The organism is Paenibacillus sp. FSL R7-0333, from assembly GCF_038000365.1.
Lineage (GTDB): Bacteria > Bacillota > Bacilli > Paenibacillales > Paenibacillaceae > Paenibacillus_AQ > Paenibacillus_AQ silagei.
This window is the reverse complement of record NZ_JBBOBZ010000001.1, coordinates 2,842,227-2,861,507: the sequence shown is the minus strand read 5'-3', so window position 1 is coordinate 2,861,507 and position 19,281 is coordinate 2,842,227. Positions and strand designations below refer to the sequence as shown.

18 protein-coding genes are annotated in these 19,281 nt (G+C 52.3%); 5 read left to right on the top strand and 13 right to left on the bottom strand.

Annotated elements, in window-relative coordinates:
* Nucleotides 1-57 precede the first annotated feature (57 nt).
* The 5 genes from MKY86_RS11670 to MKY86_RS11650 all read right to left on the bottom strand — a co-directional run bounded on the left by MKY86_RS11670 (nt 58) and on the right by MKY86_RS11650 (nt 3,990).
* Nucleotides 58-417, bottom strand: coding sequence for a carboxymuconolactone decarboxylase family protein (locus MKY86_RS11670; RefSeq protein WP_051478342.1), 360 nt, complete (start codon nt 415-417; stop codon nt 58-60).
* Between the two features lie 292 nt (nt 418-709).
* Entirely contained in the window at nt 710-1,456 is a 747-nt protein-coding gene (gene map / locus MKY86_RS11665; RefSeq protein WP_076074190.1) for a type I methionyl aminopeptidase, read from the bottom strand.
* Nucleotides 1,457-1,552: 96 nt separating this feature from the next.
* On the bottom strand, nt 1,553-2,182 hold the full coding sequence (locus MKY86_RS11660; protein WP_076074188.1) for an SGNH/GDSL hydrolase family protein: 630 nt from the start codon (nt 2,180-2,182) through the stop codon (nt 1,553-1,555).
* Between the two features lie 160 nt (nt 2,183-2,342).
* Complete coding sequence (locus MKY86_RS11655; RefSeq protein WP_076074185.1) at nt 2,343-3,521, bottom strand: NAD(P)/FAD-dependent oxidoreductase; 1,179 nt, start codon at nt 3,519-3,521, stop codon at nt 2,343-2,345.
* Nucleotides 3,522-3,552: 31 nt separating this feature from the next.
* Complete coding sequence (locus MKY86_RS11650) at nt 3,553-3,990, bottom strand: DUF1641 domain-containing protein (protein ID WP_036729594.1); 438 nt, start codon at nt 3,988-3,990, stop codon at nt 3,553-3,555.
* A gap of 324 nt (nt 3,991-4,314) precedes the next feature.
* Between MKY86_RS11650 and MKY86_RS11645 the strand changes: the two genes are divergently transcribed.
* On the top strand, nt 4,315-4,932 hold the full coding sequence (locus tag MKY86_RS11645; protein WP_076074183.1) for a nitroreductase family protein: 618 nt from the start codon (nt 4,315-4,317) through the stop codon (nt 4,930-4,932).
* 72 nt (nt 4,933-5,004) lie between these two features.
* Here MKY86_RS11645 and MKY86_RS11640 read toward each other — a convergent pair whose 3' ends face one another.
* The 5 genes from MKY86_RS11640 to MKY86_RS11620 form a co-directional block, all read right to left on the bottom strand.
* Nucleotides 5,005-5,676 (bottom strand): hypothetical protein, encoded by a 672-nt coding sequence (locus tag MKY86_RS11640; protein ID WP_076074180.1) that lies wholly within the window; start codon nt 5,674-5,676, stop codon nt 5,005-5,007.
* A gap of 571 nt (nt 5,677-6,247) precedes the next feature.
* Entirely contained in the window at nt 6,248-7,228 is a 981-nt protein-coding gene (locus MKY86_RS11635) for a hypothetical protein (protein ID WP_076074177.1), read from the bottom strand.
* Nucleotides 7,207-7,800, bottom strand: coding sequence for a sigma-70 family RNA polymerase sigma factor (locus MKY86_RS11630; protein WP_076074175.1), 594 nt, complete (start codon nt 7,798-7,800; stop codon nt 7,207-7,209). Before MKY86_RS11630 ends, MKY86_RS11635 begins: the two co-directional genes overlap by 22 nt.
* A 177-nt stretch (nt 7,801-7,977) precedes the next feature.
* Complete coding sequence (locus MKY86_RS11625) at nt 7,978-11,355, bottom strand: X2-like carbohydrate binding domain-containing protein (RefSeq protein ID WP_076074172.1); 3,378 nt, start codon at nt 11,353-11,355, stop codon at nt 7,978-7,980.
* 196 nt (nt 11,356-11,551) lie between these two features.
* Nucleotides 11,552-12,811, bottom strand: coding sequence for a purple acid phosphatase family protein (locus MKY86_RS11620; protein ID WP_076074169.1), 1,260 nt, complete (start codon nt 12,809-12,811; stop codon nt 11,552-11,554).
* A gap of 272 nt (nt 12,812-13,083) precedes the next feature.
* Between MKY86_RS11620 and MKY86_RS11615 the strand changes: the two genes are divergently transcribed.
* The 4 genes from MKY86_RS11615 to MKY86_RS11600 all read left to right on the top strand — a co-directional run bounded on the left by MKY86_RS11615 (nt 13,084) and on the right by MKY86_RS11600 (nt 16,832).
* Nucleotides 13,084-13,797 (top strand): polyphosphate polymerase domain-containing protein, encoded by a 714-nt coding sequence (locus MKY86_RS11615; protein WP_076074167.1) that lies wholly within the window; start codon nt 13,084-13,086, stop codon nt 13,795-13,797.
* Between the two features lies 1 nt (nt 13,798).
* On the top strand, nt 13,799-14,530 hold the full coding sequence (locus MKY86_RS11610) for a DUF4956 domain-containing protein (protein WP_076074164.1): 732 nt from the start codon (nt 13,799-13,801) through the stop codon (nt 14,528-14,530).
* 54 nt (nt 14,531-14,584) lie between these two features.
* A complete protein-coding gene (locus MKY86_RS11605) occupies nt 14,585-16,294 on the top strand; it encodes a CotH kinase family protein (RefSeq protein ID WP_076074162.1) in 1,710 nt (569 codons plus the stop codon).
* Between the two features lie 334 nt (nt 16,295-16,628).
* Entirely contained in the window at nt 16,629-16,832 is a 204-nt protein-coding gene (locus MKY86_RS11600) for a hypothetical protein (RefSeq protein ID WP_076074159.1), read from the top strand.
* A gap of 80 nt (nt 16,833-16,912) precedes the next feature.
* Here the strand turns inward: MKY86_RS11600 and MKY86_RS11595 are convergent, their stop codons facing one another.
* From MKY86_RS11595 to MKY86_RS11585, 3 genes are all read right to left on the bottom strand, one after another.
* On the bottom strand, nt 16,913-17,563 hold the full coding sequence (locus MKY86_RS11595; RefSeq protein WP_076074157.1) for a DUF1775 domain-containing protein: 651 nt from the start codon (nt 17,561-17,563) through the stop codon (nt 16,913-16,915).
* A gap of 67 nt (nt 17,564-17,630) precedes the next feature.
* Nucleotides 17,631-18,296 carry a response regulator gene (locus MKY86_RS11590; RefSeq protein ID WP_076074154.1) on the bottom strand — a complete coding sequence of 222 codons (666 nt, stop codon included), beginning with the start codon at nt 18,294-18,296 and terminating at the stop codon, nt 17,631-17,633.
* Nucleotides 18,265-19,137, bottom strand: coding sequence for a sensor histidine kinase (locus tag MKY86_RS11585; protein ID WP_076074152.1), 873 nt, complete (start codon nt 19,135-19,137; stop codon nt 18,265-18,267). The genes MKY86_RS11590 and MKY86_RS11585 overlap by 32 nt, the downstream gene beginning before the upstream one ends.
* Between the last annotated feature and the right edge of the window lie 144 nt (nt 19,138-19,281).

Below are 19,281 nucleotides of genomic sequence, written 5' to 3'. Positions count from 1 at the left end.
AATAGTTACATTTAGGGCAATTGTCAATCCCATGAGGAGTTTGCAGACAACAGAACACTATTCACTGTCATACGCCTGCAATGCCACCGGCAGGGCTTGAATCACCACATTACCCACTGCCGGAAGGGGCAGCAGCACTGCGCTGATGATCTCATCACGGGTTGCGCCTAGCGCTTTGGCATGCTTGACATGAAAGGGCAGCCCGCTCTCCAGCCTAACCGCCGCAAGTACAGAGATATAGGCAATCTCCTCGGTTTTGGCATCCAGGCTGCTTGCGGCATCCAGCTTCTTCACAATTTCGCCAAGGGCCTTTTGCTGCTCCGGCGCTTCCTTCATAAATGTCATAAATGCATGACTGACTTGCGGTACATTATCCACTTTAATTAACCCTCCGATTCTGGAAACAGATTCTTGCATTCCATATCATAACATCATCTTTAGTATGAGGGTTTCTTGCATAATGCATACATTGCAACTGTTAAATATTCCTATATATAAGATGCACTTAAGGTCTGCACTAAAAGCTGGGTCGTCGCTGCGGTGAACATTTGGACTTCCGGCCGCTGTTGTATTTGGTTTTCCAGATTAGAACCGCTTATAGCGGTAGAAATCCAAACACAAAGGCGGACGCTATCGCTCCTCCAGTTCCAAATTTCCCCTCCACTTCTTTTTGCTTTTTGTTAATAGCTTTAGTGCGTCTTATATATCTTCACGCACTGGTCAAAATAATCGGCTTGCCCTTGGTGACCACAATTGTGTGCTCAAACTGGGCCACGCGGCTGTTGTCGGCAACGCTGAGTGTCCAGCCATCCGGCTGCTGCTCTACGAAATCAGTGCCTGTGGACAGAAACGGTTCGATGGTAATGACCTGGCCTTCTTTCAGCACCGTCGTTACACGCGGATTATAGAAGGGCAGAATCTCAAACGGCTTCTCATGCAACGCTTTGCCAATGCCGTGGCTGCACAGGTTACGCACGACTTTATAGCCGCGCTTCCGTGCTTCGGACTCCATAACCCGGCCGATCTCGTTCACCTTCATGCCCGCCCGGAGATGATTAATCACGCTCATCATGGTCTCTTCCGTACTCCGGCAGAGGTGAATCAGCTTCTCATTATAAGGAGGCAATTGAAACGATACCCCGGCATCGCCAAAATAACCGTTCAGCTCGGCGGAGACATCGATATTGATCAGATCTCCGGCCTGAATTACACGTTGTCCCGGAATTCCATGCGCTACCTCTTCATTCACACTGATACAGGTCGTTCCGGGGAAGTTGTAGGTTACCTTTGGAGCAGATTTTGCGCCAAAACGGCTCAGAATCTTCGCCCCCACTTCATCCAGCTCCGCAGTCGTCATTCCGGGAACCACACTTTTCTTCATCTCGGCGATGGTGTGGCCTACCACTGCACCCGCCGCTTTCAGTCCCTGCATATCCTGGAGCGTATCGCTCGTCATCCCTGCTCACATTCCTCTCGTTATCAAAGCTTCACCTTGAGTATGTATCCTACAAGTATAACAGCCTTGTTACGCAGAGTGAAATCAACGTACCTTTTAGCTTATTGCACCTACAGCCTTCATCCAGGCATCGGAGATTAAGGCATGTCCGGCAGGCGAAGGGTGTACGCCATCCGCCGCCCAGTAGGCAGGTTCAGCCTTGACGGATGCCGCTGCGAATAGGCCATCCAGCGGCACGAGTACAGCGCCGTATTCACGGGCCAGCTCACGGACTACGTGGATTTTGGGGTCCAGATCCTGACGCCAGCCCTTGCGGTCTTCCGGCACCGGCAATACGAACGGCTCCACCAGCACCAGCTTGGCATCCAGTTGCTGCTTGGTCCGTTCAATCAGATCACGGTAGGACGACTCGAATTCAGCCGCTGTAGTCTCTTGCCCGGAATCATACCACCGCCAGGTATCATTTATTCCAATATAAATAGATACCCAGGTTGGCTTCAGCGCAATACAATCCCTCTCCCAGCGCTCTTGCAGATCGACCGCCCGGTTGCCGCTGATTCCGCGGTTCAGGAACGTAAGATTCTTCTCCGCATACTGAAGGCCAAGCCGGGCACCCGCCATCAGCGCGTAACCAACACCCAGTGATGAGGCATCGGCGTAATTGCGTCCACAATCCGTGATACTATCCCCCTGGAACAGGATGATATCGTTCTTTTGAAATGGCATGCCTGAAATCCTCCTATGAAAACATCTATAGTATGTAAACATGATCATTATAGCAAATCGGCTTTCCTGCGGACACGTTTTCATTGAAAATTATTCCTAAAACAAGAAAACCCCCTAAGGCTGCCATATGACAGTCCCAGGGGGATCTTAGTATAGAAATTTAATAGGCCAGGCTGAACAAGCCATGGATATGAGTCAAGTAACGGATATTGCTGGCTTCCTTCATCAGCGTTGCCGGCAGCCCCTTCAGCGGAGTGGAGTTACCGCCGACAATGGCTACCCCGTCTTTGCGTCCGAGGCTGGCGAGTGTGCCGGAATTAACCGGGCTGAAGGCTTCCTGCGGCTTGTCATTAAGATAAGCGAACAGATTGTAGCCAATCAGCTCACCCATCTGCCAGGCGATCTGTGCCGTTGGCGGATAAGGACGGCCATCCGGTGCAAAGACAACAGCGCTATCTCCGGCAACAAATACATTAGGGTGTGAAGTAGACTGCAGGAATTCATTCACCGTGGCCCGGCCGCGGTTGACTTCAAGACCGGATTCGCCAACCAGCGGATTACCCTGTACCCCGCCGGTCCAGACGAAGGTGTTCGCTACAATCTGCTGCCCATCCTTGAGATCAATCTTATTATCGGCTACCTTCGTAACCGGAAGACCCGTCAGGAATTGCACCCCGCGCTTCTCCAGGCTGGCTGTAGCGCGCTCAATCAGATGATCCGGCAGGACAGGGAGAATCTTCGGACCTGCTTCAACGAGCAGAAGCTTGATCTCAGCAGGATTCACTCCATATTGCTTCGTCAGCTTAGGCAGAATATCGGCAATTTCGCCTACCAGCTCTACGCCAGTTAGTCCGCCGCCGCCGATCAGAATCGTTGCATCTGCTGCGTTGCGGGTTTTGGAGTAGTCACGAATCCGGTCTTCAATATGACGGCGGATCCGCAGCGCATCTGCTGCTGATTTCAGCACCATGCTGTATTCTTCAAGTCCCGGAATACCAAAGTATGCGGTGGTGCTGCCCAGACCGACAACGAGAGCATCATAGGTCAGCATGACGCCGTCCGAGAGAATAACCTGCTTGTTCTCTGGGGAGAACGAATTGACCTTGGCGATTTTCAGATCAATATCTTTACCGGCGAACAGCTTCGCCAGCGGCATGGCAACCGCCTGTTCAGACGCACTGCCCGCTGCAAGCCGGTGCAATTCCGTAATAATCTGATGTGTCGGATACTGATTGACTACTGTTATTTTGGCTTCCGCTTTGCTCATATATTTACGAACGGTTAAGGCACTAAGCAGGCCGCCGTAGCCTGCACCTAGAATCACTATATGTTTTGACATGATAATTCCTCCATCATTAAGTATTACGGGCTTATTTGCCCGATTGACGTTCACCGCTGACCTGCAGATAGGCATTCATGAACCGGAGAGCCTTCTGTACCTGCGGGTCCTTGATCATCTTCATCATGCCGAACAGGCTGACTGTTTCGCTGCTTGCTTCCGCGCGGTCTTTCGCTTCAATAACAGTAGCCGCCAGATTCTTGGCAGTGCCCACCACAGGACCCGCCATTTCCTTAATCGCACCGACTGTATCATTCTTAAGTACTTCATCTGTGGCAACCGACTGCACAAAATCTAGTGATTTGGACAATACACTGACCATTTGTGTGATCTGCGGCAGCTGCTCTACCAAAAGAATCAGAGATTGCTGCACCTCCGGCTTCAAAAGCTCTTTCAGCACATCCTCTCTGGGAAGAGCTGCTTCTGGTATTTCTTGTTCAGGCAGGGTTTGGGTAACGGTTTCTGACATATCGAAGTCTCCTTTTACAAATCGTATTCTTGCACAATGACATCCAGGTGAAACTATGTGACTATTATAACACTCTATTTGTTATTATTGTCACAATCTTTTTACCTTTGCAACCTATTTTTGTGATTATTATCACTTCCTCATCGGTTTTATCGAACTCAGTCGTTTAACAAGGTTAAATTTTACAAATTACTATGTTTTTCCTCATTGACGTATACAGAGAGTCGTGATATCTTAAGCAAGTAACTAAATGTAAGTTTATTAATTAATATCAGCAATTAATTATTACTAAGCAGCATACATATTAGATGGAGGTAATGACTTATGAGTACTTTTTCCGAATTGGTGCAGGCCCGCAGATCGGCTAATAATTTTGTGGAAGGTGTTACCATCCCGCAGAGTGAGCTCGAAGAGATGTTCTCCCTGGCACGTCTGGCTCCCTCGGCTTATAATCTTCAACACACCCATTACAAGGTGATCAGCGATGACAACGTAAAGGAAGCCATCCGCAAGGACGCGTATGGCCAATACAAGATTCACACTGCTTCTGCTGTTATTGTGGTGCTGGGTGACAAGAATGCCTACCTGCAGGCTCCAGAAATCTATAGCGGACTTAAGCTGCTGGGAGCGATGAGCGAGGATGCATACGAGCAAACCATTCAATCCATCAACGATGCTTATACCGGGAACGATGCGTTCCAGCGGGATGAAGCGATCCGCAATGCTTCTCTGTCGGCGATGCAGTTCATGCTGATTGCCAAGGATAAGGGCTGGGATACCTGCCCGATGATCGGCTTTGATCCGGAGGCTGTGAAGGCTACCCTCGGTCTCGGCGACCATATGGTTCCGGTGATGCTGATTACGATCGGCAAGGATAACCAGCACAAGATCAGACCGCGCGGCTACCGCAAGCCGGTTAATGAGTTTGTTGAATTCATCTAATAAAAAGGGTCTTTCGGCTAATATGCCGAAAGACCCTTGTCTATATCATCCTGCCGTATTCTCAATCCATGCTCACCGCGCATACTGCAAAATCGCCACAGCCGCACGCTCCTGCCGCTCTACATCCGTGCTGTTCAAGGCTGCCTTCAGGACAGCCAGCGCCTGCGCTACTGTAGCTTCATCCACCTGAACCGGACAGGCACCGGCGGCATTCCCGCCATCCCCTGCCTGATTCCCCAGCCACAGATCGATTCGGGCTGCGGGCAGCACTCCTGAATAGGCAGTTATTCTGCTGTCAGAGGCAAGCAGCCCTGTTACAGCCGGATTAACCGCAGCGAGGGGCAGACTCTTCAGCCAGGTGACACCGCGCCGGTGGGCTGTACTATTCTCTGCGCCGCTGTGCCGGGTATCATAGAAGTAATCGCCAAGGTCCCCGAGATACACCCATTCTTCATCGGCGATCAGCACATAATCCCCATCCTGCATCGCATTGACGAAGGTATCCAGGGTATGGGTTGCACCCTCCAGCTCCTGCCCGTGATAGCCGGCGGCAGCCAGCTTGCTGCTGATCTCTTCTCTGCTATGCTTCTCCAGATCACCCGTACCGGGATAGCCTGCACATATATAATTATCCTCCAAAAAGGACTTCAGCAGCCCGCTGCCGAGTTCCTCAAGCTTCACCCCATACAAGCTCATTTCCGTATCCTTTCCCTCCAGGCAAAGCTGCCGGAGTCTACGCAGCATTGAAACCATCCTTTTCATTATACAGCAAAGGCAGCGGGATTTGAATTCGGCAGATTCTAAGGAAAACGCAGAATAATAGCGCTTACAAGACCTTTTTCCAAACAGGAAGTGCAAATTTAAAAATTTCGGCTTTTTACTATTCCCCGCACGGACGGTATAATTCAGGTATCAGCTCAAGGAAACAGACACTGCAGGAAGAACATAGCCTGGGCAGAATCTCCGGCAGCTAATCTTAAGCAGCGCTCCTCCTTGTGACTGAGACTATATCTTTGATCCTGACATTCCCGCCTGAAGTGAGTCCCTGCACGAAACGGTATGAGCTTCTTAAAGCTCACAGGCTTCACAATCCATCCTATCGTGGTAAGCGGATCAGTTGAGAGCAGTTTGAATGTGCAGGATAGGCAAATATACTGCCACCTCGGACCATTTCTACCCGGCTGAGTACAAAGGATAGGATAAGGAGTCTGAGACTAACATGGGTATAGTGGTAACAATATAAACCTCTATTGTTGATGTACTGATCAACAATAGAGGTTTATATGTGTCTGCACGGTCTTACCGCCGCTCTAGGTTAACGCAGGCCTTCCGCCACTTTTAGCAGCATCTCTCTGGTGACTTCAGGCGATCCGGTCCCTACCTCATGCATTATATTTCTCTCCTCGTTCTCCCGCAGCTCAATCCAGCGGATATAAGCATAATAGCCATTGCTGTTATTCTCATAGGCTTGGCGGTTTTCAACATACAAGGCTTCCTGAGATTTTACCTTCAGATGCTCAACCTTTGTATCCGCCCAAACATCAGATGTAAGCTGTGCCCACGGAGTAAGCGGGGAATAAGTAACGGAGATGTAATCATTTTCTCCCTTAGGACCTTGGTACACCAGCTCAGGACTGACCGTCCCGGCCTGCTGGTTGGGCACATTGAAGCTCTTGATCCAGGCGTAATGCTCACCGGGCTTCAGCCGCTTGGTAAGGACATTGGTGTATTTTTTAACCCAGGAGCTATCTGTAATGCCCACTGTACTGTCGGATCTTCCTTCGGCAAAATGGTATTCTTCCGGCATTCTGCCCGGCACGGCCAGCTTACCTGTGACAGGCTCTGTAGCCTTCTTCCAGCTTTCGATATCTGTGAATATCTGCGGACGGTTGATCATACGGAGCTCCTTCATCCCGTTTGATCTAGCAATTAACAGCATAGCCGATTCATTATCAGCAAGCTGAGACTGAATCTCTCTAATCACCCGCCGGGTCTGGTTGGCAAAAGCTGTTGACTCATTAGCGCCCTCATGAATATCTACTTCCAAACTGGTTGCACCATAGGTAACCTGCCATAGCCGCTCCGCACCATAGACCACGCCTCCGAAGAGCATCAGTCCGCAGAGTACCAGGGCGATCCTCGCTGTCCCGCGCGCGCGCACGGGCCTATTTCCTCTCTGCTGCGGCTGCTGGAATTGCTCAAAGCTCGCTGCTAACCGCTGCTCCAGCGGCTCCGGCATCGTTGTATGTTGTTTATACCTGTTGAACTCCTGCTTCAGTTGATTTCCGACAGACATGTCCATTCCCCCTTCATCTCATCGTCCGCTGTAAATACCACATTCTGCCGCAGCTTGCGCAGCGCCTTATGGTGCCTGGATTTGGCGGTTCCCAGCGGGATGTCCAGGGCCGCAGCAATCTCGTCATAGCTGCACTCTCCGTAGTAACGCAGGACAATTACGCTGCGGAGCTTAGGCGGCAGTCCGCTGACCAGCTGCATCAGCTCTCCCTGCTGTTCCTGGACCAGAAGCTGCGCGTCCGCTCCCGGATACAGACTCTCAGATGCATGCTCCCGGGTGCGGTTCATGAGCCGCAGCCTGCGCCAGCTTCTGCGGTTCCAGTTGCTGCATTGCCTGACGATCATACCGTTCAGCCAGGCTCCGAAAGGCCGTTTGCAGTCATACTGCGGCAAGCAGCGGAATAGCTCGATGTAGATTTCATTGACTACATCAGCCACATCAGCCTGCCGGTTCACCAGCAGGCGGACGGTTCCGTACACCTGCTGCCTAATGGTGTTATGTAGTAAGGTGAAGGCTTCTTTATCTCCTTGTTCCAGCCTTTGCAGACATTCCCGAAGCTCTTCTTCCGTCATCTTCCTCTCCCCTCTCTATCTTGCTTACACTCTATATTGGTCCGCTGGCGGTGGAAGGTTCCCTTGATATGCAATTTATTACATCCTGACATATCAAAAACCGGCTGCCCATGAATTTCATCATGTGCAACCGGTTCTTTTGCTGCCGCCGGAACCTCCCTGGCTATGCGTTACAGATTACAAGGGCTCAATCCCCCATACCAGACTGCCGGAGATATAGGCCGGAAGCTTGGCCCAATCCGCAGGAGCTGTGCCTGCTGGATTGAAGGAATAATCGCCGGTCTGGGAGTAATTGCTCCAATCTGCCTTGGAGGCCCGCATCTGAATATCTATGCTGGCTCCCGGAGCAAGCGAGCCTGCTGCTGCTGTGAAGCCCAGCTCCAGGTAATGATCCGCGCCGCTCAAGGCTGCCGGAAGCTTCACGAACGTCCCAGTCACATTGGCGCTCCCTACCTGGGACCAGTCACAGAAGAAATTCTGGGCCTGCTCGCCATCACTAGTGTAATAATATCTGAGCTTCACATCAGCGAGGGTGACCGCAGCCGTGCCGGTATTCACCAGCTTGATGCGCGGACTGAGGGCATTGACAGCAGCAGCCGTGCTGCTATTGAACATCTGGACCTTCAGACCGCCATCCACTGGTGCAGTCGTATCTGTAACCGTGACCGTCAGGCTCTGCGATGCGCCGGCACTGAACTGGAAGCTCAAGGTGGTTGTTCCCACAGACTGTGCTGCCAGATAGGCCTTGTGGATCGTCACAGCCGATCCGCTCACCGTATAATCCGTTCCGGCGGTTAACGCCGCCGAACCATTTTTAACAGAAGCTAAAGTATTCCCGTTCAAGGCCATCGCTACTTCGATGTCGCTCTGGTTCCCTGTCTTCTTGTCGAAGCTGGCCGTGACCGGTGTGATGGTTGAATCATTAGCCGTTGTTGTCGTATCCGCCACCGTAACCGTTAAGGTCTTCGCAGCTCCGGCACTGAAATGGAAGCTTAGGGTGGTTGTTCCCACAGCCTGTGCCGCCAGATAAGCCTTATGGATCGTCACTGTGGAACCGCTCACCGTATAATCCGTTCCAGCGGATAATGTAGAAGCACCATTGGTAATGGAATCCAGGGTATTCCCGTTCAAGGTCATCGCTACTTCGATGTCGTTCTGATTCGCTGTCTTCTTATCGAAGCTGGCCGTGACCGGCGTAATGACGGAGCCTGCTGCCGGAGGATTCACGGGATCAGCATATAAGGTCCCGCGTCCGTTGGTTCCCAGATACACGCGTCCATAGATCCGCGGATCGCCGGTAATTGCCATGTTGATTCTGGCATACTGGTGGGCGTCATCGTTAATCCGCACCCAGCTGGCTCCGGCATCATCTGAGCGGAACACTCCTCTTACCCCGTCGATCTGGGCTACAGTATAGAGTGCCATATAATTCTCACCGGGTGCGGCCTTACCAAACCCGATCAGGTCCGCTTCTTCCACATTGCTCAGCTTCGTGAAGCTTGCCCCAGAGTTGGTAGAATGCCAGATGCCGTACTTATCCAGCGGGTGTCCTCCGGCAAACCAGATATCGCCTTCCACGCCCGGCATGGCCTTCAGGCTCACTTGCGCCTGGCTCGGCTGCAGCCCGTTTACGTTATTGGCTGGCAAGCCGGTCGCAGCCGTAGCTGTGAAGGTAGCTCCGCTATCTGTACTGACATAGAGCTTGCCCTCATAGAAGCCATAGAATTTATTTGGATTCACCCGGTCGGATGCTATCTTCGCTCCGGCAGGAATTCCGCTGCTCGCCGTCCAGGAGTTGCCGCCTGACTTGGAGTAAAAGACCCCGATATCCGAGGTGCTCCACAGCAGCGCATTCCCACTGGCAGATACAGCTACCTGACCCTGCCCTACCGTGGTACTGCCTCCTTTGGAGGGTTCTGCATTCGGCATGTACCAGTTCTTGCCGTTGTCATTCGAGATCCCAATCGACTTACCGTTCGGATATTTCTCTTTGTCCACACCGCCGACACGGACAACATAGGCCGGGTCCAGCTCCGCATAATCGATACTGTTCGTGCTGGCCCAGGAAGGGCTGGTCTGGAACTTGACGGGTGCCGCTGTTAGATCCTCATACCGGAAGCCGGACACATCACCAAGCGCGGTAATCAGGTGGGCACCCGCTGGCGGGCTGATCAGCCCGAGCACTGCGGTCTCTTCTACTCCTTTGGCCATCACGGATATGTTGACCTTACCGCCGGTGTCCCAGTCCCCGAGGTTATTCGTACCGTAGATCGTTGCGCCGGTGCCGTACATCATCCGGTCCGAGTTGAACGGGTCAATCTCCAGATCCCCCATCATCCAGCCCAGCTTCGGCGCGGGATCAAGCGAGGTTGAGGTCAACCCGAGATTCAACCACGGTGCCGCCGTGATATCCATCTCGAACTTGTAATTGCGCTCCGGATAGAAGCCCCAATCCCAGATCCGGCTCCAGGTTTCCCCGCCGTCCTTACTGCGGAAGATGACCCCGTCCGGCCACCAGGAATTTAAGCTGGTAACCATGACCGTATTCGGATGCTGGGCATCCAACGCAAGCCCCCCGAAGCCGTAGAAGTTATCGGCCCCTGTGGAAGGGCTGATATTTGTCCAGATGCCGCTGGTTGTATTCCATTTCCAGACCTCGCCCTTGCTTCCGTCGTATGGACCCACCCCGTCACTGTAAGTAATATACAGATCACCAGTTGCGGACAGTTCCCCATGATGCGGAAGAAGGCCTACCGGCTGTCCCGGCAGCGCTGACCAGGTTGCACCTCCATCTGTGCTTCGGAACACACTTTTGGCGGTATCTGCGACACCGACATAGATCGTCTGGGTAGCTTGTCCGGCAGAGCCGGTGCTTTTGTCAAAAGTAATCCAGGACAAGCCCACGATATCACTCTGATACTCATTCGCCGGATTCTGGACATACGTTCCTACGTTAGTGAAGGAGTTAACCTTGGACCAGGTCACCCCGGAATCCACGCTCTTCCACAGACCGTTCCCGCTCCGCGCCCCGAAGAACAGGATGCTGTTCTTATTCGGGTCAATGACCAGCCGTTCCCCGGCTGAACGTCCAGGCATATTGCCTCCAACCTTGAACGGAAGCGGCGTAGACTGCCAGGTATCCCCACGGTCGCTGGAACGCATAATTTGGCCATTGCCATCCCAGGAATTCGTATACGTCCCGGTTGCCATATACACCTTGTCCGGATCAACCGGATCGGTAGCCAGCGCATCGACACCATTCTTGTTCCAATCCGCCCACCCAACGCTGTCCGTCAGCGGAATCCAGCTCCCGTCCGCCTCGTTCCAGCGGTAAGCCCCGCCAATATCCGTCCGCGCGTAGATCAGATTCGGTTCACTCTGGTTGAAAATAATCCCCGGCACAAAACCGCCGCCCGCACCGGTAACCACACTGTTCCAGCTGTAATCTTCACTGGCTGCGGCATGGGTTACAGCGGGAGCAACGTTAAACAAAGAGCCTGACATCGCTGCCAGCAGGACGAGTGTTCCTAGTCTTCGGATACGTTTTCGACTCATGATCCTTACCTCCCCAAGCATTCTTTGGTAACGCTTCCATTATAGAGCAGGTTTCGCCCGTTCCGTGAGAGAAAATGGTTGATTATGCGGGAATTTTGTCAGCAATTAGCGCACCATTTTCACAATTTTTATTATTATTTTAACAGTAAAAGGTTCTCACGGAATGACATCCATAAGAACCTCTATCCTCTGAATCCTAATGGGTAAGCACAAACTCATCCAGCTTTTTGCCATTGGTATCATATGCCTGGTACGTCAAGGTATCCCCGCTGACCATAATTCCGGCGAACATCGGCTGGTTATTCTGGAAATGAACCTTATGGTAGAACTGGTCTTCCTTCTTCTCGTTGAATTTGACCCCGGAGGCGTTGGTCACCACATAGACTGTCCCTCCTGTTGCACCGGTCTGACGCTCTCCTTCGGACACGATTTTGCCGGCGCGCAGCGGGTAGGAGCGGGAATATTCATGGTTATGTCCCTGCAGCACAAGATCCACGTTATATTTGTCAAAAATCTCCGTCCAGTCCCCCACCTTGCTGTACATGTTCCCGCCATAAGCCGGACGGTGCATCGCAATAATTGTCCATGGCTTATCCGTGCCTGCCAGATCCTGCTTCAGCCAGTCGGCCTGCTTCTTCAGATTGCTCTCTGTATTCAGCACCGTCACGTGAACCGGACCGTAATCAAATGAGTAGGAAGTGCCTTCAATAGAGCCCTTGGCCCCGTTATCCGGCAGATTGAAATGTGAGGTGAACAGCTCCGCATCTCCATTGATCTCTTCATGATTACCGGTCACCGGCATCAGCGGCACACTAGCCACCCGGTTCTGAACATAACCAAAAAAGCTGTTCCACGCCCCAGAATCCGTTGGCTCCTCCGTCAGATCCCCGTTATGCAGGGTGAATTTTGCTGCCGGAAAGGTCTTGAACGCCTGTTCCAGGGTGTTGCCCCAGATGGCAAAATCCCCGTCCACAATCCCTTGGGAATCTGTAACGTTAATAAAAGTCACCTGGCCGCTGTCCAGCTCCGCTGTATGGAATTCGTACGAAAGGCTCCACTCCCCTTCCTCTCCGCTGCCTACCCGGTAAGTGTAAAGGGTTCCCGGCTCAAGTCCGGTAATCTCGGCTTTGTGGACCCCTCTTGTACCCTGATCCGTCTTGATCGTGGTATGCACTGCCTGAACCCTGATCACCCCGTCTCCGGTAAAATCAGCTGCCTCGCCCTTCTCGACCTCCAGCCATCCATCCGCTCCCTGGTCTCCTGTGTACCAGGTGAATGCGCGGCTGGTGGCCGCATCGCCTTTTATCGTGCTGACCAGATCATATACCGCAACTGAAAGTCTGCCAGTTTTGTCCTCTGCAGCCCGCTCCACCTGGAACCTTTCCAGACTAAGCGCCAGCACGATTAATACTGCGGCTATGATTCCGATGATGATGAATGTTCTCAAATCTTTCATATGCTCCCTCCACCCTGCTGCTACAATCCTCAATTCTCTGTAACACCAATTCGCTATTCCCGGTTCTATCCAAGGGTAGCCCCAGCGACAGCAGGAAGTCAAATCCCGGTCCGGCATAACCTTCCATTTCGTGTAATTTGTAAACGCAGTGTAAAAACATTCAGCGGACGTTCAGTTTAATTTAAGAAAACCATAAGGTTTGTCCCATACACTCGGGTTACCGGCCAGATTATACAAATACAAAAAACTTAGAGAGAGAAATGAGGTGTGAGATGAGCAAGAAGCTGCAATTCCGGTCTGAGCTGAAATTTTTCATTAACCATCATCAATACCTTATCATCCGGCAGCGGCTCCAAAGCTTAATGGATGCCGACCGGAATGCCAATGAGGGCGGTGAATACCATATCCGCAGCCTGTATTTTGATGATATGAACAATACAGCGTTGGCCGATAAGCTCGGGGGCCTGCGGGAGCGGGCCAAATACCGTATTCGCATCTATAACATTCAGGACGATATCATTCATTTTGAGAAAAAAATCAAGATGGACGATTATATCGCCAAAATCAAAGAACCGCTGACACGTGAGATGTACGATGAGATTATGGCCGGCAACTATGAGGTGCTGAATGTGCCGGAGAGTCCGCTGTTTATGGAGCTGTATAACCAGATGCGCCATAACCTGCTACGCCCGAAGGTAATTGTCGATTACGTCCGCGAGCCTTATGTATGCCATAGCGGCAATGTGCGGATTACTTTCGACAAGGAGCTTCGTACAGGACTGCATGCTATGGATATATTCAGTAAAGATCTGCAGCCGGTCCAGGCGCTTGACGGGAACTTTATTATTTTCGAAGTCAAATTCGACGAATACCTGCCCGATTATATCAGGATTGCCCTCCAGCTCGAGGGGCTGCACCGGCAGTCCGCTTCAAAATACGTTATTTGCCGGAAATTTCTAAAAACCAACTCCTGGGAGGATTATTGAAATGAGCAATACAGCAACTATAGCTGCAGCCGCAACAAAAGAAGCGAACGATACCACAACCACTTTTTCCGATATGATTAAAAGCTCTGTGGTCGATAACTTCATCTCCGACATCAGCATCTCCAAAATACTGATCACGCTCAGCGTGGCTTTTCTGATCGGCTTCTTCATCTACATTCTGTACAAACGGGTCTTCAGCGGAGTCCTGTACTCCAAAAGCTTCAACGTCTCCCTGATGGGCATGACCATGATCACTGCAACTGTAATCATCGCGATTAACTCCAACCTCGTGCTGTCGCTTGGTATGGTCGGCGCACTGTCTATCGTCCGCTTCAGAACTCCTATTAAAGATCCAACCGACCTGATCTTCCTGTTCTGGGCAGCCGTTGCCGGAATCGTAACAGGCGCGGGCTTCTTCACACTGGCCATTATCGGCTCCATCATCATCGGCCTGATCCTGTTCCTGTTCATCAAACGTTCTGCGATTGAAACTCCCTATCTGCTGGTGATAAACTGCGACAGCGACGACAGCGAGCGCGAAATACACAGCCATCTGAACAAATCGGTGAAACGGTATAATATGAAGCAAAAAACGGTAACGGCCGGCAATATTGAGCTTACGCTTGAGCTGAGGCTGGATGATAAGGAAGGCGGATTCGTCAACTCCGTCTCTGCCCTTACCGGCGTCAAAAATGCCCTGCTGATCAGCTACAGCGGCGATTATGTATCATGACCCCAGGTCTGCTGAAGGCCGGTGGCCCCATATACATGAAAGGCGGTGCCCAAGATGAAAGCACGAGGTAAGCAGGTTCTGGTGATTGTTTGCTGCCTGCTGCTGGTTGCCGCTATTGCTGGTTGTCAGACAGCCACTCCGTCTGCGGTGAATAACACGGACCAGACAGATAAGCAGGACAAGGCGGTATCCAGCGAGGAACAGAGTCTCGATACAGAGGTTTTTCTGAAAGACAAGGTTATAGATGTCAAAATCACGCTGGACCCGGAAGATTACCAGGATATGATGGACAATGCCAGCGCCGAGGAATACAAGATGGCCTCCGTCGAATATAACGGCATTCAAATGGACAATGTCGGAGTGCGGACCAAAGGGAACTTAAGTCTGCGCAGTGTCGTTCAGATGAACGATTCGGACCGGTACAGCTTCAAGCTGTCTTTTGACGAGTATGTGAATCAGAGCCTGTTCGGGCTTACCAAAATCAATCTAAACAACAACTATTCCGATACCTCATACATGCGGGAATTCCTGACCTATGAGCTTGCGGAAAGCATGGGTCTGGCCACCCCAAAATACTCCTTCGTCAACATCTATGTCAACGGGGAGCTTAAAGGCTTCTACCTTGCGGTAGAGCAGATCGGCGATGCCTATCTGGAACGCCATTTCGGCAACTCTTACGGCGCACTCTATAAAGGCCAGATGACGGGTCAGGGCGGAGATCTGGTCTGGCTTGGGGACGATGCTTCACTCTATACCGGACTTGGGATGAAGTCGGAGAAATCAAACGATAACATTCTCATCGACATGCTGGATGAGTTAAACAACGGCACCGATTATGAAAAATACATTAACGTGGAGGATGCCCTCGGATATATTGCCCTCAACGCAGTAACCGGCAATATGGACAGCTACCTCGGCAGCACCAAGCAGAATTATTACCTGTATGAAGACGAAGGCGTCTTCTCTATCCTGCCTTGGGATTACAATATGGCCTTCGGCGGCTTGGGCGGATCGGATGTGCTGATAGACGAGCCTACCCAAGGTGCGCTTGCAGAGCGGCCGCTGGTAGCGAAGCTGCTGGCGAACGAGACCTATTTAACACAATATCATGAAATTGTCAGCAGCGCGCTGGATGGCTACCTGAAAGACGAGAACTTCCAGGCCCGGATCAACGAGCTGAACGCCATGATCTCTAGCTATGTGAAGGCTGACCCTTCCGCCTTCTATACCTTCGAGCAGTATGAGAGCGGCATCGAAGCGGTGAAGACATTTATGTCCACCTTGGCAGACAACATCAAGCAGCAGCTTGACGGCACAATTCCATCCACCAATGACGGCAAAGGAAGCGGTGGCGGTTTTGGCGGCATGGGCGGCGAATTCGGCGCCGCGGCTGGTGGCGCGGCGCAGGGTCAGGCAGGCGCGGACGCGGCGATGCCAGGCGGTAACGTCGGGGCAGTGGAGGGCGGTGACGGTGCGGCCCAAGGCGGGATGCCGCAGGGTCAAGCGCAGGCCGGCCAAGGCGGCGTTCCCGGCGGTGCGGCCTTCCCTGAGGGCGGAATGCCCTTCCCTGAGGGCGGCAACGGACCGGGTGGCGGTATGGGTGACTTCCCTGGTGGCGGTTTCCCTGGTGGCGACTTCGGCGGCCAAGGAACCAACGGGCAGCCGCAAGGCAGCACCAGCGAAGCTATTACTACCGGTGTAGCCATTGTACTGCTTTTACTGGCAGCAGTATTTGTTACATTCTATAAGCGGAAGCGGCTGTAAAGTTCTATTTTTTATGCTTATGTAAGCAGGCCTGAACGATTTCGTCCGGGCCTGTTTTTGTTATGAAGCAAAGCACTCCCATATTAGCAAATAGTCTATTATAAGAATACAGTGATCACACACTCATGAATCCAACGATCCGGATTATATCACCGCGATTCTTGAGCTTACCTGCAATACATTAGTAGATAAACTTTAGACCCCACTGTTATACCGAAGTATACGGATTTACGACCAAATACAGCCGTCTTGGTTTACCGGAATTGAGAATGAAGAGCTGCTTGAGAAGCTGCGGGCGCTTTATGTATATTGGAATCTGAAAGGCGGAAGTTTATTGTGCGAGAAAGAACGGCAGGATTTCTGGCAGGAAATCGCCTATTCTTTCAATGAGCAGGACTTAACCGTTCAAGTGCCGGTTACTGATGATTTTTTCGTGTATGTCCACTGGGAAGGTATTGATATACATAACGGAGAGCTGCAGCGGGCTATTCCCGAAGCCAAACTTGCAGTGCTGCAAGCTAAAGGGCTGCTTCCTTAATAAAGGTTGGCGGATTTAGAGTACAAAGAACCCTGCACCGGAAGGCGGACTGCACCTTCTGACACAGGGTTCTCTAAGCCCTACTCCTGCTTCCCCCGAAGCAAAGCAATCGCCGCCAGCAGGAAGGAGACCAGGGAGATGCCGAGGGTAATGTAAACCATCGGCGAGGTGCCGGTGCTGGCGCCTTCCTTCTCCACAATGGCCTGATGCTCGTCCATGGTCATCGTGCCGGAGCCGGACATGTCTGCGGCACCGTGGCCGTGGCCGCCGTCGGCGCTGCCGGAGGCTTCAGCGATGGCGGTAATGGAATGCGGGGATTCCGAGCCGGGTTCGCCGGACCATTGCACGAGGCTGCCATCCGCATAGTGCTGATAGGCATCCCAGGCGATATCGCCTGCGGAGTCCGGGTTCTTGGCTGTGAAGTAGAAGCGCTGGAACTGTCCGGCCTGAATGCCGCCATCCTTCGCAATCCAGCTCACCTTATTCCCCTCAACCGTTACTTCCCAGCCGGGAGTGGCTTCGTATTGCTTAAATTCCGCGCCTGCCGGAATCCGCAGATCCACCTGGACGGTGGCGCTTTCTTTTTCAGACGGTACTTTCAGGGTATACGTCTCCCAGGCCCCCGTGCTGGACTGGGCTGGACTAACGGTTACGTGGGCGCTCGCCACGGCTGCGAACAACAGTAGTGCGGCGGCTGCCGGTGCGGCCAGTGCTGCTATTTTGCGAAACATTCTATTCAATGAAATCTCCCCTATTCTCTAATAATGGATATTGGGCCTGTCCACGCTATCTTAAGCTCTATCTCTTCCCCGGAAAATCCCGCTCCCGCGAAGCCAGTCCCTGCTCCAAGGCGTACCTTGTGAGCTGCGTGCGGTTCTGAAGCTGAAGCTTCTGCAGAATGTTCTTCAGGTGATTCTTGACCGTATGCTCGGAGATCCCGAGGGTGGCGGCAATCTCCTTATTGGTGGACCCGGAGGATACACAGCCCAGTATCTCCTTCTCCCGCGCCGTTAATGCCTCCCGCTCCTCCTTGACGGAGGTGACCGCGAACTCCTTCAGAATCTGGAATGCCAGCTCCCGGCTCAATGGCACCTCTTCGCTTACAATTGCCAGCAGATATTCGATCCAGGTGGACGGGGCCAGGTTCTTCAGGAGGTACCCCTGCGCGCCCTGCTTAAGTGCTTCGAACAGATAAGAGATCTCATCCGACACGGTGACAATGACAATCCGGACATACGGGTATTCCAGCTTAATGCGCCGCGTGGTCTCCAGACCGTCCATTCCCGGCATTTCGATATCGATCAGGATCAGGTCGGGCATCCATTGCCCGGTCCAGACGATCGCCTCAGCTCCGCTGGCCACCGCACCAATCACTTCAAACCGTTCATCCAGTCCCACAATCTCGATCATCGCTTCACGTGCATGCGCATGGTCATCGACGATCAGCACCCGGCAGCGTTCCATCTTGCACCTCCCCCTTCGTAATTTCTACAGTGGTTCCATCCGCTCCTGAGTGAAGTTGAAGCGTCCAGCCCATACTACGGGACCGTTCCCTCATAATCTGCAGGCCATAGCTGCTGTTCACTGCAAAAGGATCGTCATGCTCAATTCCAGCACCATCATCTGCAATGGTTACACGCCAGCCATGCTCATTCCCTTGGCCCGATACGGATACCTTGCCCGCACGTGTGTGCTTACGCACGTTAATAATCGCTTCACGAATGCAGGACAACAGCTCTGCCTGTTCCGCCGGTGTGAGCACCTGCTCTTCCAGATGCCAGTCCAGCGATACCTCGATCATGACTTCTCCGGCTATTGCCGCCAGCTGCTCATGGATAGAACGCTCCAGCGAGAAGCTCTCCGCGCCGCTCACCGGCACCTTCAGATTGGCAATGGCCTGACGTACATAACGGTTCACCTCGTGAACGGTCTTCTTGATCTGATCCACACTGTCCGCGCTGATCCCGCCGTCCTTGCGGCTATGCTCCAGCCGGTCGATCCGCACAGAGAGCAGGAACAGGGACTGGGCCATTCCGTCATGCAGCTCTTTTGCCAGCGCCTCCCGTGCTTCCATCGCTCCGGTTGCCGCCCGCTCCTGCTCCAGCTCCCGCTGATTGCGCTCCATGAGGCGAAAGAGCGGCAGCAGCAGAATAATACTGAACATAAAGACCAATACAGGTGTTAAGTAGTTTCCTGTATCCATGGAAATGTACTGCATCAGGAACTGATGTCTCACCCACTCCCAGATACCCACCATGACTGTTGGAATCAGCAGGATTAGCACTTTAATTCGGGTATACGTCACGGTTCCCTCCCTAATTTCTGTTCGTTATTTTACCATTTCCGGGTGACCGGCGGCATGACTCTTTAGGGCTATACCCGTCCGAATATGTTACAGAATTAAGTATTTAAAAGTTAAATCATTCCCTTCATAGCTCCCATCGTCCTA

Bases quoted from the DNA above. Each gene is read 5' to 3' on its own strand.
- map (WP_076074190.1), bottom strand. From the start codon at position 1,456: ATGACGAGCGATACGCTCCAGGATATGCAGGGACTGAAAGCGGCGGGT.
- MKY86_RS11605 (WP_076074162.1), top strand. From the start codon at position 14,585: ATGAAAGCACGAGGTAAGCAGGTTCTGGTGATTGTTTGCTGCCTGCTG.
- MKY86_RS11595 (WP_076074157.1), bottom strand. From the start codon at position 17,563: ATGTTTCGCAAAATAGCAGCACTGGCCGCACCGGCAGCCGCCGCACTA.
- MKY86_RS11615 (WP_076074167.1), top strand. From the start codon at position 13,084: ATGAGCAAGAAGCTGCAATTCCGGTCTGAGCTGAAATTTTTCATTAAC.
- MKY86_RS11660 (WP_076074188.1), bottom strand. From the start codon at position 2,182: ATGCCATTTCAAAAGAACGATATCATCCTGTTCCAGGGGGATAGTATC.
- MKY86_RS11640 (WP_076074180.1), bottom strand. From the start codon at position 5,676: ATGCTGCGTAGACTCCGGCAGCTTTGCCTGGAGGGAAAGGATACGGAA.
- MKY86_RS11650 (WP_036729594.1), bottom strand. From the start codon at position 3,990: ATGTCAGAAACCGTTACCCAAACCCTGCCTGAACAAGAAATACCAGAA.
- MKY86_RS11620 (WP_076074169.1), bottom strand. From the start codon at position 12,811: ATGAAAGATTTGAGAACATTCATCATCATCGGAATCATAGCCGCAGTA.
- MKY86_RS11635 (WP_076074177.1), bottom strand. From the start codon at position 7,228: ATGTCTGTCGGAAATCAACTGAAGCAGGAGTTCAACAGGTATAAACAA.
- MKY86_RS11630 (WP_076074175.1), bottom strand. From the start codon at position 7,800: ATGACGGAAGAAGAGCTTCGGGAATGTCTGCAAAGGCTGGAACAAGGA.
- MKY86_RS11670 (WP_051478342.1), bottom strand. From the start codon at position 417: ATGCAAGAATCTGTTTCCAGAATCGGAGGGTTAATTAAAGTGGATAAT.
- MKY86_RS11625 (WP_076074172.1), bottom strand. From the start codon at position 11,355: ATGAGTCGAAAACGTATCCGAAGACTAGGAACACTCGTCCTGCTGGCA.
- MKY86_RS11655 (WP_076074185.1), bottom strand. From the start codon at position 3,521: ATGTCAAAACATATAGTGATTCTAGGTGCAGGCTACGGCGGCCTGCTT.
- MKY86_RS11610 (WP_076074164.1), top strand. From the start codon at position 13,799: ATGAGCAATACAGCAACTATAGCTGCAGCCGCAACAAAAGAAGCGAAC.
- MKY86_RS11645 (WP_076074183.1), top strand. From the start codon at position 4,315: ATGAGTACTTTTTCCGAATTGGTGCAGGCCCGCAGATCGGCTAATAAT.
- MKY86_RS11590 (WP_076074154.1), bottom strand. From the start codon at position 18,296: ATGGAACGCTGCCGGGTGCTGATCGTCGATGACCATGCGCATGCACGT.